Here is a 14,827-nt window from a genome sequence, read left to right on the forward strand (position 1 = left end):
TTCAGGGGTGTTGTCGAGTGTTAAATGTTGCGGTGGCTTTTTTTGGTATCCCAAGAAATTCGGAAATCTGCTTTCCCTCCATTCAAGAAAACGTTCTTGCGCAGTTGCCCCCGAACAGCAACGTAAAATGCTTTTATCATCTGTATAAAGTCGACGAAGTCCAGAACGCGCGCTCAGGCGAAAGGGGGGCGCTGAAGGCGGATAACTATAAGGCCTTCGAGGTTATGACGGGCCAGCTCACTTCAACGGAAGGTGTTCTTGAGCGTTGGAACTTTGAACAAGTCAAGGCACTCGGCGATACCTGGGCTGACGAGTACGCATCACTTCGGAACCTGATCTATCAGCTGAATTCGCTGCACACAGTCACCGCCATGATGGAGTCCTTCAATCCTGATTTCGTAGTATTCGTTCGTCCGGACAATTTCTATCACACACCGCTTCCCGGCTATGTGTTCGATCACCCTGAAGCCAGGCGACTGAATAGCTATATCCCTGATTGGCAGTGGTGGGGGGGGCTGAACGATCGTTTTGCCATTTGTGGGCGCGATACCTATATGGCTTATGGGAAAAGGATCGAGCACATCTTCGACTTCTGCAAGGCGACAGGAAGGCAGTTACATTCCGAACGACTGCTCAAATACGTATTGCAACAGGCAGGAGCCCGGATTTGCACCATGGATACCAAGGCTTCCCGTGTTCGTATCACCGGTGCATTTGCTGATGAATCGTTCTCTCCCAAGCGCGGCATGGGCAAGCGGGAGAATCGCTACTTTCATTTGTTTGCGCAGTTGCGCACGTTCATGGACAAGCAACGATCAAGCTAGGCGCAAGCAATTATTTACTCAGTGTTCCCCGCACCAGCTTCACCAGTCGGAGAGCCTTCACGCTAAGTTGCTTCAACCCTTGTCGCTGAGCTTTCGGTACCCCCAGCCCTTGTTGTGCTATCCAGTCCTTCCAGCGAATACGCTCTTCACGGACCACCCAACCTTGTTGGATAGCGAAGCTCTCCGCCAGGTACAGTCCACGGGTACTGGCCGGTAAAAGCTTATCGCGCTTGAGCGTATACAACTCGGGGAGGGGCACCCCGTCTTCAAGTGGCATCAGGTACAAATCGGGACGTTTGCGATCGAGCCGGGCCACCAGTTGATCGCCCTCCAGCCGCTCGTCGACATGGAACAGGCTCAGGGATTTGGCTTCCTTGGGCACGTCCAGGCGCAAATCGTAGATCAATTGCAGCGAGGCTGTCGGCAAGTGCACGTAGGCCCGGGGACGTTCGATCAGCGGCATGTTTGCGCAGCGCACCGGCCGCGCCGAGCCGGAGAGTGGTGTCAGGCGAAACGGCAGGGCTTCGCGGTAGTGCAGGGCAGCCGAGTAGGGCGCTGGCAGCCAGGTTTCGTTGAAGCGCCCGCTGAGCCAGCCCTCCGGGGTTTCCAGCAGGCACTCTTCGGCAATTTCCTGGGTTGCCGTGTGCAGCGGCAGGTTCAACTCATGGGCGGGCACGTAGCCGGAGATCAGCTTGAGGACCACATCACCGCGATCCTGCCGACGCTGACGCACCAACACCCAGTAATCGCGATTCTGCCAATGCAGGGTCAGGCGCACCGAAACCCCTAGGTTCGCCAGCTCCAGGGCAAACCGCTCGCTGTCGGCCACCGTCACCGGACGGCGGCGTTGCAGGGTCTGGGAAAAATTCAACGGCATCCCGACGCTCTGATAACTCAAACCTTCGGGTGTGGCTTCGACGAACAGCGGCAGGGTCTTGAAGTTGCTCGGGTTCTTTCTGATCAGCGTACGCGGCATGTCGGCTCCTGCTTAAGGCCGCGTGGGCGGCATCAATGGCTACGAAGGACCTGGGCAACGGTCGCGACGTTATGGGCGAGGTGCAGCGGATTGATGGTCCCGACAATAGCACTGGCCACCCCCGGGTGTTCAAACAACAACTCGAAGCTGGCACGCACCGGGTCCACGCCTGGGCTCAGGCACACATGGCCGCTGGCCAAGGCTTTTTTGACCAGGATCGCTTTGCCGTGAGCAGCAGCATAGTCAATGACTGGCTTCTCGTTCTGTTCGTTCAGATTGTAGGTGACCATTGCGCAATCACCTTGTTCCAGAGCCTTCAAACCGCCTTCGACGGTTTTACCGGAAAAGCCGAAACCGCGAATCTTGCCTTCGCGCTTGAGCTCGGCAAGAGTCCCATAGACCTCATTGTCGTTGAGGATCGCCAGGTCGTTGCCGTCGGAATGCACCAGCACCAGATCGATAACATCCGTTTCCAGGCGTTGCAGGCTGCGCTCCACCGAGAACCGGGTATGCGCAGCGCTGAAATCATGGCGGGACTGACCGTCGGCAAACTCTTCGCCGACCTTGCTGACGATTACCCAGTCCTGACGCTCCCCACGCAGCAACGGGCCGAGACGCTCTTCACTGCGGCCATAGGCCGGCGCGGTGTCGATCAGGTTGATGCCCAGGTCGCGCGCGAGTTTGAGCAGCCTGCGGGCGTCGTCGTCGCCGGGGATCTGAAAGCCGTTGGGGTATTTCACCCCTTGATCGCGGCCAAGTTTCACTGTACCCAGGCCCAAGGGCGATACCAGCAGGCCGGTGCTGCCCAGCGGGCGATGCAGGTCATGCAGGGTCGGTTGGCTCATGGCAGCAGTTGTTCCCAGGCAGGGACGCCCATCGGCGGTTTCGGCAGTTCCGGCAGCGGGGCTGGATGGCTCGGCTGAATACCGTCGCGTTGCAGTGTGGCGAAGACGCGGTCGGCGAAGTCCGGTGCCAGCGCCAGTTTGGTCGGCCAGCCTACCAGCAGCCGATTCTGTTCGGCGAGGAAGGCGTTGTCCGGGCGGGTCAGGCCCGATTGCAGCGGCTCGGCGCGTTCGACCCGCAAGGTCGCCCACTGTGCGGTGCTCAGGTCGATCCACGGCAGAAGTTGGCCCAGTTCTTTCTGGGCGGCGGCAATTTGCGCGGCTGGCTCGCGGGCCACGCCTTCGGCTTCGGCGATGTCGCCGCCCACGTACCAGACCCACTGGCCATCGGCGGCCGGGTGAGTGGTCACGGTGACGCGCGGCTTCGGCCCGCCGCCCAGGCAGTGGGCGTACAGCGGTTTGAGGCTCGGGCCTTTGACGATGATCATGTGCAGGGGACGGCGCTGCATGGCCGGTTGACTCAGGCCCAGCGCGGTCAGCAGGTCAGCGGTGCCGCCACCGGCACTGAGAACGATGCGCTGGGCGCGGATTTCGCGTTCGTCGACTTTCAAACCGACCAGTTCGCCATTCTCCAGCAGCGGTTTGATGTGCTGACCGGCCAGCAGGCCGTCGCCAGCCAGGTCGGCCAGGCGCTGGATCAGGCTCGGCACGTCGACCACCAGTTCCGTCAGGCGATAGACCTTGCCTTTGAAGCGCTTGTCTTGCAGCGCCGGTGGCAATTGATCGCCTTTGACCTGATCGACCCGCCCACGCACGGCTTTGCTGGCGAAAAAGCTGGTGAGGTTGCCAGCGAGGGTGCCGGGGGACCAGAGGTAATGGGCATCGGACAATACACGCACGCCGGACAGGTCCAGTTCACCGTCGCCGGCCAGCGCCTCACGCCAGCGACGCGGCATGTCGGCAATGGCTTCCGAGGCGCCGGTCAGGGCGCCGTGCAACGCGTATTTGGCACCGCCGTGGATGATGCCCTGGGACCTCAGGCTTTGCCCGCCACCGAGGCTGGCGCTTTCCACCAGCACGGTCGAGAAACCCTGGCGGCGCAGGCGTGCATTCAGCCAGAGGCCGGCGACACCAGCGCCGACAATCAGAACGTCGGTGGAAATAACGGATGGCATGCAGCGACCTCAGTGTTCAAGACGAGGGCGCAGTATACAGACTCGATGCGCAGGAGATTTGTTGGTGATCAATAGAGCGGATGCCGCTCCCACAATAAGTCGTGCTTCGGTTTTTAATGCCCCGCAGTCTTGGAGAACAGCTGAATAACCACGACGCCCAGCACAATCAGCGCCATCCCCAGCATTGCCGGCACATCCAGTTTCTGCCCGTAGATGAACAGCGCCGCGACGCTGACCATCACGATGCCCATGCCGGCCCACACCGCGTAGGCCACGCCGACCGGAACGCTGCGCACCACCAGGGTCAGCATCCAGAAAGCAATGCCGTAACCGACGATGACCAGCAGCAGCGGCAGTGGCGTGCTGATACCCTTGACCGCTTTCATCGAAACGGTGGCGATCACTTCGGCGCAGATGGCGATAGCCAGGTAGTAGTAAGCGGTCATGGGTCAATCCTCGTATGAAGTGTTGCTTTCTGAGGTCGGCATTCTAGAGATCCGCCAGATGCGGTAAAGTCATTACCTATCTGTTCTGAAGATGGGTTTGGCCATGAACATGCAATGGAGTCTGGAACAGCTGCACTTGTTTGTCAGTGTCGCGGAACAACGTTCCTTTTCCGCGGTGGCGCGGGATCAGCGCAAGGCACAGTCGGCGGTCAGCAGTTCGATTGCGCTGCTGGAAGAAGACCTGGGCGTAAGCCTGTTCGATCGCAGCAGTGGTCGCCAGCCGAAACTCACCGAAGCCGGCACCGCGCTGCTTGAGGAGGCGCGGGAAGTGCTGCGCCAGTGTGAGCGCCTCAACGGCCGGGCACTGGCGATGATGCGGGGCCAGGAAGCGAGTTTGCGGGTGGCTCAGGACGAGGCAATGCCTTATCAGGCAGTGGTTGAAAGCTTCGAAGCCCTGGCCGAACAATTTCCCAGCCTCGAAGTGCAACTGACCAGTGCCGCCCAGGGCGATGTCGCGCGCAAACTGGTGGAGCGTCGGGCCGACCTGGGCTTGCTGTTTTATCACGAGCAGATTCCCGAAGCCCTTGAGCGCCGAGTGCTGGGCAGCGTTGAAATGGTCACGGTGTGCGGCGTGGGGCATCCATTGGCGCAGCAGACGCAGGTCAATTGCCAGCAGCTTGCGCAGCATCGACAGTTGCTGATGTCCACGCAGTCCAGCGTCTATCCCGGCAGTGAGCCGGCCAGCCCGCAGGTCTGGCGGGCCGACAGTTTCTATGTGATGGCCGAATGGGTGATGCGCGGCCTTGGCTGGGCCTGGTTGCCACGCCATGTCGTGCAGTACCCGGCGTATCAGAATCTGATGGTCGAACTGACCAGCGAATGGACGCCGCCGGCATTGATTGTGGAGCTGGTCTGGCGCCGCGACGAGCCCCTCGGCCCGGCAGCCCGTTGGCTGGCGGAACGTTTTGCCGTGCACTTGCAGGCGATCGGTTAAAAAACCGATAAACTCCGCCGCCATGAATAGAACTCTCTACACCGCGCTGTTTTACCTGGGGCTGCCATTGGTAGCGATTCGGCTTTGGCTGCGGGCGCGCAAGGCGCCGGCGTACGCTAAACGCATTGGCGAGCGTTTCTCCCTCGCGCTACCGGCGATGAAGCCGGACGGCCTTTGGGTGCACGCGGTGTCGGTGGGCGAAAGCATTGCCGCAGCGCCGATGATCCGTGCCTTGCTGCAGCGATATCCGACGCTGCCGATCACCGTCACCTGCATGACCCCGACCGGATCCGAGCGCATTCAGGCGCTGTTTGCCAACGAGCCGCGCATTCAGCACTGCTATTTGCCTTATGACTTGCCTTGCGCTGCGGCGCGATTCCTTGATCGGGCCCGGCCGAAACTGGCGGTGATCATGGAAACCGAACTCTGGCCCAACCATATCCATCAGTGCGCCAAGCGGGGGATTCCCGTGGCCCTGGCCAATGCGCGACTGTCTGAGCGCTCGGCCAAAGGTTATGGCCGCTTCCATAAACTGACCCGGCCGATGCTCGCCGAGATGAGCCTGTTCGCAGTGCAGACCGAAGCCGAGGCGCAGCGTTTCCGCGATTTGGGCGCGCGCCCGGAAACGGTTGAAGTGACCGGTTCGATCAAGTTCGACCTGACTATCGATCCGCAACTGCTGCAGCGTGCTGCCGAGCTGCGCGGGCAATGGCAGGCGCAGGATCGCCCGGTGTGGATCGCCGCGAGCACCCATGAAGGTGAAGACGAAGTGGTGCTCGATGCCCATCGTCGGCTGTTGGCCAATCATCCCGATGCCTTGCTGATTCTGGTGCCGCGTCATCCGGAACGCTTCAACCCGGTGTTCGAGTTGTGCCGGCAAAAAGATTTCGCCACAGTGCGGCGTTCGACGGGCGAGCCGGTGACCGCAGACACCTCGGTGCTGCTGGGCGACACCATGGGCGAGTTGCTGTTTCTCTACGCCTTGGCCGACAGCGCTTTCGTCGGCGGCAGCCTGGTGCCCAATGGTGGCCATAACCTGCTGGAACCGGCGGCCTTGGCCAAACCGGTGCTCAGTGGGCCGCACCTGTTCAACTTCCTCGAAATCGCCGCGCAGTTGCGCAGCGCTGGGGCGCTGGCCGAGGTCGATGATGCTGAAGGTCTGGCACTGGCGGTGCAGCGGCTGTTCGAACTGCCGCGCGATGCACAGCGGATGGCGGAGGCGGGGCTGAAGGTAATGCGCACCAATCAGGGTGCGTTGCAGCGGTTGCTGGACGGGTTGGGCAGGTTGATCGAGCGGTAGACCGAGTCGCGCGAACAAAAAAGATCGTCCGAACGCGGCCCGAGCCTTCGGACGATCTTTTGCTGTTTAAGGCCTCGCTTTCAACTGCTCCGCCGCAGCCTTCGCCAGATCTGGTGGCAAGAAGTCCTTGTCCGGGTTGTAGTCGGCTTTGAGATAACGGGTCAGGTCCTGCAAATCCCCCGGGTTCAAGGTGCCGGCGGCCTGCTTCAGGCGCAGGTTGTCGAGGATGTAGTCGTAGCGCGTGTTGTTGTAGTTGCGCACCGAGGTGTACAGCTGACGCTGGGCATCGAGCACGTCGACGATGTTGCGCGTCCCCACCTGATAACCGATTTCGGTCGCTTCCACCGCGCTCTGGTTGGAAATGATCGACTGTCGACGTGCCTGCACCTGCTCGACGTCGGTGTTGACGGCGCGGTGCAGGTTGCGGGTGTTTTCCACGACCTGACGACGCAGGGCTTCGCGTTGTTGCTCGGTCTGATCCAGCCGTGAATAAGACTCGCGCACCTGGGAGCTGGTGAGCCCGCCGCTGTAGATCGGGATGCTCAGTTGCAGGCCGACAGTGCGTTGTTCCACATCGCCACCGTAACGCACGCCGGTCGCGCTCGGGTTGGTAAAGCCGAGGGCGTCGTTGTCACCTTTTTTGTATTGCGCGACCGCATCCAGGGTGGGTGCGTGCCCGGCCTTGCGCTGCTTGAGGGTTTCTTCGGCGGCGCTCACCGCGTAGTTGCTGGCCAGCAGATTGAGGTTCTGTTTGGCGGCGGTGTCGACCCAGGCCTTGGCGTCGTTCGGTGCCGGCGGCAGGATCGGCAAGGTGTGGACGATGCCCTGGATCGAGTTGTACTGACGGTTGGTCAGGGTGATCAGCGCTTCGAACGCGTCATCCACCTGACGCTGGGCAAGAATCCTGTTGGCCCGCGCCGTGTCGTAACTGGCCTGGGATTGCAGCACATCGGTCTTGTCCGACAGGCCGACGTCGAAGCGCTCGTTGGACTGGTCGAGCTGGCGCTTGAACGCTGCTTCTTCGGCCTTGGTCGAGGCCAGGTTGTCCTGGCTGCGCAGCACGTTGAAGTAGCTTTCGGCGCTTTGCAGGATCAGGTTCTGTTCGGTGGCCGAGAGTTGCAAGGCGGCCTGTTCGTTGACGTCCTTGGCAGCCTGGAACTGGAACCAGCGATCAGCGCGGAAAATCGGTTGCGCCAGGGTTGCCTGATACACCGTGCCGCTGCGGTTCGAGGTCACCGATGGCTGATCGAGCGCGGTGCGGGTGTTATTCAGGTCGGCACCGGCCGACAGGTTGGGCAGCAGCCCGGCGCGGGCCTGGGGCACGACTTCCTTCTGGGCGCCGTACTGGGCGCGGGCGGCGGCGATATCGGCGTTGTTGTCCACCGCTTCTTGATAGACGCTGACCAGGTCGGTCTTGGTCGATAAGGGCGCTTCTGCTGCCCAGGCCATTCCATTGGACGCACAAGACACGGCAAGGGCCAGTGAGAGTTTGCGCAGCATGAGGCCATCCCTAAAAAATTATGCTGATAATTTGAACGCCAAGGCTACGGCGTGGCGCCCTGCAGCGTCAAGGCGCGGCACGGCGTAGCGAGTGTAGATGCACGCAGGCATCGCAACAATCCGCCGATTGCGCCATTCATCATGGTGTTTACCGTGGTGTTGGCGTTCTTTGCCGGTTATGTCTAGACTGGCCGGGTTCTTGTCGGGGTGCCTTGCTATGAGGCTGAGATCGAATAATTTCGGATCCCGTTGAACCTGATCAGGTTAGCGCCTGCGTAGGGAACAAGATTTCTCGTCACCCGGCGAGTCCTCTTGTGCTTCGTCCGGGATGTTGTTCGACAATCGAACACCCCTCGAGCATCGAGCACAGCACCTGCTGGAATTTCCAGCGCCCGTGCGTCCATTCGTTTACAGGTTCGCTCCGACAAAAATCCACTGCCTGGATGTGTGTCTGGAGAGCCCGTGATGACTACAAAATCAAAAATCGCAACCAACCTGAGTGACTCGGCCAAGGTCGATCAGCAATCGGTTCAGCCGTTTACCCGCTCGCAAAAAATCTATGTACAGGGCACACGCCCCGACATCCTCGTGCCGATGCGCGAAATCAGCCTGGATGTGACCCCGACCGACTTCGGCGGTGAAATCAATGCGCCAGTGGTGGTGTATGACACCTCGGGCCCGTACACCGACCCCAACGTCACCATCGACGTGCGCAAAGGCCTGGCCGATGTGCGTTCGCCGTGGATCGAGTCCCGTGGCGACACCGAGCGCCTGTCCGGCCTGAGCTCCAACTTCGGCCAGGAACGCCTCGCTGACCCGGAACTGACCAAGCTGCGTTTCGCCCACGTCAACAACCCGCGCCGCGCCAAGTCGGGGGCCAACGTCAGTCAGATGCACTACGCCCGCAAAGGCATCATCACCGCCGAGATGGAATACGTCGCCATCCGCGAAAACATGAAGCTCGAAGTGGCTCGCGCCGCTGGCCTGCTGGATCAGCAACACGCCGGTCACAGCTTCGGCGCCAGCGTACCGAAAATCATCACCCCGGAATTCGTCCGTGAAGAGATCGCCCGCGGTCGCGCGATCATTCCGGCCAACATCAACCACACCGAACTGGAACCGATGATCATCGGCCGTAACTTCCTGGTGAAGATCAACGGCAACATCGGCAACAGTGCCTTGGGTTCGTCCATCGAAGAAGAAGTGGCGAAACTGACTTGGGGCATTCGCTGGGGTTCGGACACGGTCATGGACTTGTCCACCGGCAAGCACATTCACGAAACCCGCGAATGGATCATCCGTAACTCGCCGGTGCCGATCGGTACCGTGCCGATCTATCAAGCACTGGAGAAGGTCAATGGCGTCGCCGAAGACCTGACCTGGGAGCTGTTCCGCGACACACTGATCGAACAGGCCGAGCAGGGCGTCGACTACTTCACCATCCACGCCGGCGTGTTGTTGCGCTACGTGCCGCTGACCGCCAAGCGCGTGACCGGCATCGTCTCCCGTGGCGGTTCGATCATGGCCAAGTGGTGCCTGGCGCACCACAAGGAAAACTTCCTCTACACCCATTTCGAAGACATCTGCGAAATCATGAAGGCCTACGACGTCAGCTTCTCGCTGGGCGATGGCCTGCGTCCGGGCTCGATTGCCGACGCCAACGACGAAGCGCAATTCGGTGAACTGGAAACCCTCGGCGAGCTGACCAAAATCGCCTGGAAGCATGACGTGCAGTGCATGATCGAAGGCCCGGGCCACGTGCCGATGCAGTTGATCAAAGAGAACATGGACAAGCAGCTGGAGTGCTGCGACGAGGCGCCGTTCTACACCCTCGGCCCACTGACCACCGACATCGCCCCAGGCTACGACCACATCACTTCTGGTATCGGTGCGGCGATGATCGGCTGGTTCGGTTGCGCCATGCTCTGCTACGTGACGCCGAAGGAGCACTTGGGCCTGCCGAACAAGGATGACGTGAAGACCGGGATCATCACCTACAAGATCGCCGCTCACGCCGCCGACCTGGCCAAAGGGCATCCGGGGGCACAGATTCGCGACAACGCCTTAAGCAAGGCGCGTTTCGAATTTCGTTGGGAAGACCAGTTCAACCTGGGCCTCGATCCAGATACCGCACGTTCGTACCACGATGAAACCCTGCCGAAGGATTCGGCCAAGGTCGCGCACTTCTGCTCCATGTGCGGGCCGAAATTCTGCTCGATGAAGATCACCCAGGAAGTCCGTGAGTACGCGGCCAACCAGCGGATCGAAACCGTCGATGCCGAAGTCGCCAAGGGACTGGCGGAACAGGCTGAGCGGTTCAAGCAGGAAGGCAGTCAGCTGTACAAGAAGGTTTGATCTGACCGGCGCACTCGGGTGCGCCGCTTACCCTTGTGGCGAGGGAGCAAGCTCCCTCGCCACAAGGGGTGGTCAACACCACAACACATGTTCCTCTGAGATAACACCCTTGAGCATTCAACCCAGCACTTATTCCCCGGACATCGCGGTGCCGACCGACAAGCGCGTCTTCGGCGGTCGTGATCTGTTTTCCCTGTGGTTCTCCCTCGGCATCGGCCTGATGGTATTGCAGACCGGCGCTTTGCTCGCGCCGGGTCTGGGTCTGTCCGGTTCATTGCTGGCGATTTTTCTCGGCACGCTGGTCGGCGTGCTGTTGCTGGCCGCTGTCGGCGTGATCGGCAGTGACACCGGCCTGTCGTCGATGGCTGCGCTCAAACTCAGCCTTGGTAAAAAAGGCGCAAGCCTTCCGGCGGTGCTTAACCTGCTACAACTGATTGGTTGGGGTTCGTTCGAAATCATCGTGATGCGCGACGCCGCCAGCCTGCTCGGCGCCCGTGCATTCAGCGAAGGCAGCCTGTGGTCGAACCCGCTGCTGTGGACACTGTTCTTCGGTGCACTGGCCACCTTGCTGGCGGTCAGTGGTCCGCTGACATTCGTGCGCAAGATCCTGCGCAAGTGGGGCATCTGGCTGTTGCTGGCCGCGTGCATCTGGCTGACCTGGAACCTGTTCGCCAAGGCCGACCTGGCGGCGTTGTGGGCGCAGGCCGGTGATGGTTCGATGCCGTTCGCCGTGGGCTTCGACATTGCGATCGCGATGCCGCTGTCCTGGCTGCCGCTGATTGCCGACTACTCGCGGTTCGGCAAGCGTGCGAAGAATGTCTTCGGCGGTACGGCACTGGGTTTCTTTATCGGTAACTTCTGGCTGATGAGCCTGGGCGTGGCGTACACCCTGGCGTTCGCGCCGAGCGGTGAAGTGAATGCGTTGCTGCTGGCGCTGGCCGGTGCGGGCCTGGGGATTCCGTTGCTGCTGATTCTGTTGGATGAATCAGAAAATGCCTTTGCCGATATTCATTCGGCGGCGGTGTCCAGCGGGATTTTGTTGCGCTTGAAAGTCGAGCATCTGGCCTTGGCCATCGGCGTGATCTGCACGCTGATCGCATGCCTGGCGCCATTGGCCCAGTACCAGAATTTCCTGCTGTTGATCGGTTCGGTGTTTGCGCCGCTGTTCGGCGTGGTGCTGGTGGATCACTTCATCCTGCGCAAACGCAGTGCTCGTGTGGCATCGGCTGCCTTGCGCTGGCCAGCGTTGCTCGCCTGGCTGGGCGGGGTGAGCACCTATCACTTGCTGGCCAATCTCTATCCGGACATCGGCGCAACCCTGCCGTCGCTGGTACTGGCAGGGCTGCTGCAACTGCTGCTTGGTCGGGCTTTCAGCTACGGCCGGGAAACAGCTCAGGCTTGAGAATGCCGTTCAGGCGTGGGTAGGGGATCTTCAGTTCGACGTGGCCCAACGCGTAAGGCGCCAGGGTGCTCACTTCGTACTTGAGGATCACCCCGCCATACGTCAATGCCACGTTCTGGGTTTTCACGAACGGCCAGCTCTTGACGAACTCCGGTTCCTGATCGAGTTTGGTGCTGATCAACCAGCTGTTGTGCGCCACTTGGGCCGCTTTCCAGAACGCTTCTTCCTGCCCCGGGATCACCATATCCGACAGCGTCAGCACTTTATGCTGCTGGCGCGAATAGTTGATGAAGCCGCGGCCCGGCGTGCCATGGGCACCGCCGCTGTCCAGATAGCTGGACAATTCAATGATCACCAAGCCGTCATGCTGCTCACGTACCTTGGCTTGCAAGTAGCTGCTGTAGCGCGGCTCGGCGCTGTTCAGAAATTGCTCGCGATACGTTGCCAGCGTCGGTGCTACAGGGGCGTCGGGCGAGGTGCGGGTCATTTGCAGCAGGCGTTTTTCGATGATGCCGTCAAGCGCAGGCTCAGCCGGGAAGTGCAGCGTATCGATGTTCACCAGCGGGCAGTCAGGGTTGGCACAGCCCGGTTTCAGCTGTTCGGAAGCGTCGCGGGTGGTTTCCAGCGGCGCCCGGTAATTGGGCTGGAAAAGACTCTGGCACGCACCCAGGGTCAGGGCGATGGCGGCCACGGAGGCGATCTTGAAAAGCGACATGGGCGTCCTTAATGAAACAGGGGAAGGCGAAAAGTTACCCGCTTCGACTCTCAACGAAGCAGTCAGTTCGCCACTAAGCTAATTAGAGTTGGTTTCGCCCTCACCGTCTATCCCGCTGACTGTAAAGGGGCTGCATCAAACATGGCGGGCGCGTTAGGATGGCGCGAAGTCGAGGTTGCAAGTCACAAAAGGAGCCTCGTAACGGATTTGCAGTAAAGAGGATTGTCATGACTGATTTTGCCAACGCTATTCCGACCACCGTTGATATCGTTCGGCGCGAAAAGTGCTACGAGGGCTTCTACAAGCTCGATCGCGTGCACTTGCGCCACGAATTGTTCGACGGCGGCATGAGTCGCGAGATCAATCGTGAAGTGTTCGTACGCCACGACGCGGTGTGTGTGCTGCCTTATGATCCACTGCGCGACGAAGTGGTGCTGATCGAGCAGTTTCGCGTCGGCGCCATGGGCAAAACCGACAACCCGTGGCTGATCGAACTGGTCGCCGGTCTGATCGACAAGGATGAAGTACCGGAAGAAGTTGCTCACCGCGAAGCGCAGGAGGAAGCTGGACTTGTATTCGGGGCACTTTGGCCGATGACCAAATATTTTCCATCGCCGGGTGGCAGTAACGAGTTTGTGCATTTGTACCTGGGGCGTTGTGACAGTGCCGGGGTTGGCGGCCTGCATGGGCTGGAGGAAGAGGCAGAAGATATTCGCGTCACGGTCTGGGCTTTCGAAGATGCCCTGCAAGCCGTACGCGACGGACGTATTGCCAACGCGGCGAGCATCATTGCCTTGCAGTGGCTGGCTTTGAACCGCGTGGAAGTGAGGGGGTTATGGTCGTAAACAAGCTGCGCGATCGCTATCGGGTCGACCTCGTGGGGCTGCAAGCCTCTTGCGAGGCCAACTACGCGCGCCTGATGCGACTGTTGCCCGACATGCGCAACGATCCGGCGGCCCGGCGCATTGCCGTGACCCAGGGTGACCAGATGCTTGGCGTACTGGCCCTGGAAGTGCTGCAGGCCTGTCCGTACACCACCACCCTGCAGGTGCGTCAGGAACACAGCCTGCCCTGGTTGCCGGTGCCGCAACTGGAAGTTCAGGTGTATCACGACGCGCGCATGGCTGAAGTTATCAGCGCCGAACATGCACGACGCTTTCGCGGCATCTATCCTTACCCGAACGCCGCGATGCATCAGCCGGACGAAAAGGCTCAACTCAATCTGTTCCTGGGGGAATGGCTGAGTCATTGCCTGGCTTGCGGACACGAGTACGCCGTTGTGCGCTAAGAGTGCTGTGTAGTTGTGAACTGCTTCCGGTTCACAGGTTTCCTCTTTTGATCGTCCCCCAGCATAATTGCGGCACTTTCCAATCCTGTGATCACGCCCAGGGAGAACGCCTTGCCGAGCGTATCCACATTGACTACCGCCGACCCGGCGTTGCTGGTGCAACTCTCCGACAGTCATCTGTTTGCCGAGGCGGACGCGACGTTGCTGGGCATGAATACCCGCGACAGCCTGCAACGGGTGATTGAGCTGGTATTGAAGCAGCAGCCGCGGATCGATCTGATGATTGCCAGTGGTGATATATCCCAGGACGGGACGCTGGAGTCATACCAGCTGTTTCGCGACCTGACCCGGCAGATCGATGCTCCGGCGCGCTGGATTCCCGGTAATCACGACGAGCCGCGGATCATGGCCGAGGCGGCGGTGCACAGTGCCTTGCTCGAGCCGGTGGTGGACATCGGCAACTGGCGGGTGACGTTGCTCGATTCGGCGGTGCCGGGTTCGGTGCCGGGGTATTTGCAGGATGAGCAGCTGCAGTTGCTCGTGCGTTCGTTGAGCGAGGCGCCGCAGCGGCATCATCTGGTGTGTTTCCATCATCATCCGGTGTCGATCGGGTGTGCGTGGATGGAGCCGATTGGATTGCGCAATCCCGAAGCGTTATTCGCGGTGCTGGATCGATTCCCGCAGGTGCGTGCGGTGTTGTGGGGGCATGTGCATCAGGAAATTGACCAAGTGCGCAACGGTGTGCGTCTGATCGCATCGCCCTCGACCTGCATTCAGTTCGAACCGGGCAGTGATGATTTCAAGGTGAGCGAGCAGGCGCCGGGGTATCGGTGGTTGCGGCTGTTGCCGGATGGTGGGTTGGAAACGGGTGTTGAGCGCGTCACCGGTTTCGATTTTCAGATCGATTACGGCTCCAACGGTTACTGATTTATTTGTCATTTCCAAAGGCCGAGGCGCGGCCATCGCGGGCAAGCCCGCTCCCACAGGGTTTTGTGAGCGCCTCAAATCCT

15 protein-coding genes and 1 riboswitch are annotated in these 14,827 nt (G+C 60.4%); of the genes, 9 read left to right on the plus strand and 6 right to left on the minus strand.

The genetic code is table 11. From position 1 onward, the window contains the following. Positions 1-17: 17 nt before the first annotated feature. The gene (locus tag AC30D7_RS18475) at positions 18-824 is read left to right on the plus strand and encodes a hypothetical protein (protein WP_490135022.1); all 807 of its coding nucleotides are present in this window, start codon (positions 18-20) and stop codon (positions 822-824) included. A 10-nt stretch (positions 825-834) separates the two neighbouring features. On the opposite strand, the gene AC30D7_RS18480 is transcribed toward AC30D7_RS18475, so the two are convergent. From AC30D7_RS18480 to AC30D7_RS18495, 4 genes are all read right to left on the minus strand, one after another. Next, positions 835-1,800, minus strand: a complete 966-nt coding sequence (locus tag AC30D7_RS18480) for a metal ABC transporter ATPase (RefSeq protein ID WP_258672159.1) — start codon at positions 1,798-1,800, stop codon at positions 835-837. A 32-nt stretch (positions 1,801-1,832) separates the two neighbouring features. After that, complete coding sequence (locus AC30D7_RS18485) at positions 1,833-2,645, minus strand: aldo/keto reductase (protein WP_490135023.1); 813 nt, start codon at positions 2,643-2,645, stop codon at positions 1,833-1,835. Continuing rightward, positions 2,642-3,817, minus strand: coding sequence for an NAD(P)/FAD-dependent oxidoreductase (locus AC30D7_RS18490; protein WP_490135024.1), 1,176 nt, complete (start codon positions 3,815-3,817; stop codon positions 2,642-2,644). Before AC30D7_RS18490 ends, AC30D7_RS18485 begins: the two co-directional genes overlap by 4 nt. A gap of 113 nt (positions 3,818-3,930) precedes the next feature. Beyond that, positions 3,931-4,263: a DMT family transporter gene (locus AC30D7_RS18495; RefSeq protein WP_007902582.1), complete on the minus strand. Its 333-nt coding sequence runs from the start codon at positions 4,261-4,263 to the stop codon at positions 3,931-3,933. Positions 4,264-4,366: 103 nt separating this feature from the next. On the opposite strand from AC30D7_RS18495, the gene AC30D7_RS18500 reads away from it, so the two are divergent. Together AC30D7_RS18500 and waaA are read left to right on the plus strand one after the other, a co-directional pair. Next, complete coding sequence (locus AC30D7_RS18500; RefSeq protein ID WP_018928534.1) at positions 4,367-5,257, plus strand: LysR family transcriptional regulator; 891 nt, start codon at positions 4,367-4,369, stop codon at positions 5,255-5,257. Positions 5,258-5,279: 22 nt separating this feature from the next. Further along, positions 5,280-6,557, plus strand: coding sequence for a lipid IV(A) 3-deoxy-D-manno-octulosonic acid transferase (gene waaA, locus AC30D7_RS18505; protein ID WP_490135025.1), 1,278 nt, complete (start codon positions 5,280-5,282; stop codon positions 6,555-6,557). Positions 6,558-6,623: 66 nt separating this feature from the next. Here the strand turns inward: waaA and AC30D7_RS18510 are convergent, their stop codons facing one another. After that, positions 6,624-8,057 (minus strand): TolC family outer membrane protein, encoded by a 1,434-nt coding sequence (locus AC30D7_RS18510; protein WP_490135026.1) that lies wholly within the window; start codon positions 8,055-8,057, stop codon positions 6,624-6,626. A 51-nt stretch (positions 8,058-8,108) separates the two neighbouring features. On the opposite strand from AC30D7_RS18510, the gene AC30D7_RS18515 reads away from it, so the two are divergent. From AC30D7_RS18515 to cytX, 3 genes are all read left to right on the plus strand, one after another. After that, positions 8,109-8,243, plus strand: coding sequence for a hypothetical protein (locus AC30D7_RS18515; RefSeq protein WP_490135027.1), 135 nt, complete (start codon positions 8,109-8,111; stop codon positions 8,241-8,243). 7 nt (positions 8,244-8,250) lie between these two features. Next, a riboswitch (TPP riboswitch) is annotated at positions 8,251-8,356 on the plus strand. Positions 8,357-8,522: 166 nt separating this feature from the next. Next, on the plus strand, positions 8,523-10,412 hold the full coding sequence (gene thiC, locus AC30D7_RS18520; protein WP_490135028.1) for a phosphomethylpyrimidine synthase ThiC: 1,890 nt from the start codon (positions 8,523-8,525) through the stop codon (positions 10,410-10,412). A 109-nt stretch (positions 10,413-10,521) separates the two neighbouring features. Further along, positions 10,522-11,814, plus strand: a complete 1,293-nt coding sequence (gene cytX / locus AC30D7_RS18525; protein WP_490135029.1) for a putative hydroxymethylpyrimidine transporter CytX — start codon at positions 10,522-10,524, stop codon at positions 11,812-11,814. Here the strand turns inward: cytX and AC30D7_RS18530 are convergent. Continuing rightward, a complete protein-coding gene (locus AC30D7_RS18530; protein WP_490135030.1) occupies positions 11,783-12,529 on the minus strand; it encodes an RsiV family protein in 747 nt (248 codons plus the stop codon). The genes cytX and AC30D7_RS18530 overlap by 32 nt on opposite strands. Positions 12,530-12,756: 227 nt before the next feature. Between AC30D7_RS18530 and AC30D7_RS18535 the strand changes: the two genes are divergently transcribed. The 3 genes from AC30D7_RS18535 to cpdA all read left to right on the plus strand — a co-directional run bounded on the left by AC30D7_RS18535 (position 12,757) and on the right by cpdA (position 14,744). Next, positions 12,757-13,374, plus strand: coding sequence for an NUDIX domain-containing protein (locus tag AC30D7_RS18535; protein ID WP_490135031.1), 618 nt, complete (start codon positions 12,757-12,759; stop codon positions 13,372-13,374). Next, positions 13,365-13,817 (plus strand): DUF1249 domain-containing protein, encoded by a 453-nt coding sequence (locus tag AC30D7_RS18540; RefSeq protein WP_007939629.1) that lies wholly within the window; start codon positions 13,365-13,367, stop codon positions 13,815-13,817. The genes AC30D7_RS18535 and AC30D7_RS18540 overlap by 10 nt, the downstream gene beginning before the upstream one ends. 111 nt (positions 13,818-13,928) lie before the next feature. Next, entirely contained in the window at positions 13,929-14,744 is an 816-nt protein-coding gene (gene cpdA, locus AC30D7_RS18545; protein WP_490135032.1) for a 3',5'-cyclic-AMP phosphodiesterase, read from the plus strand. Positions 14,745-14,827 lie beyond the last annotated feature (83 nt).

The sequence above is a fragment of the Pseudomonas sp. DF5 genome (genome assembly GCF_058148225.1).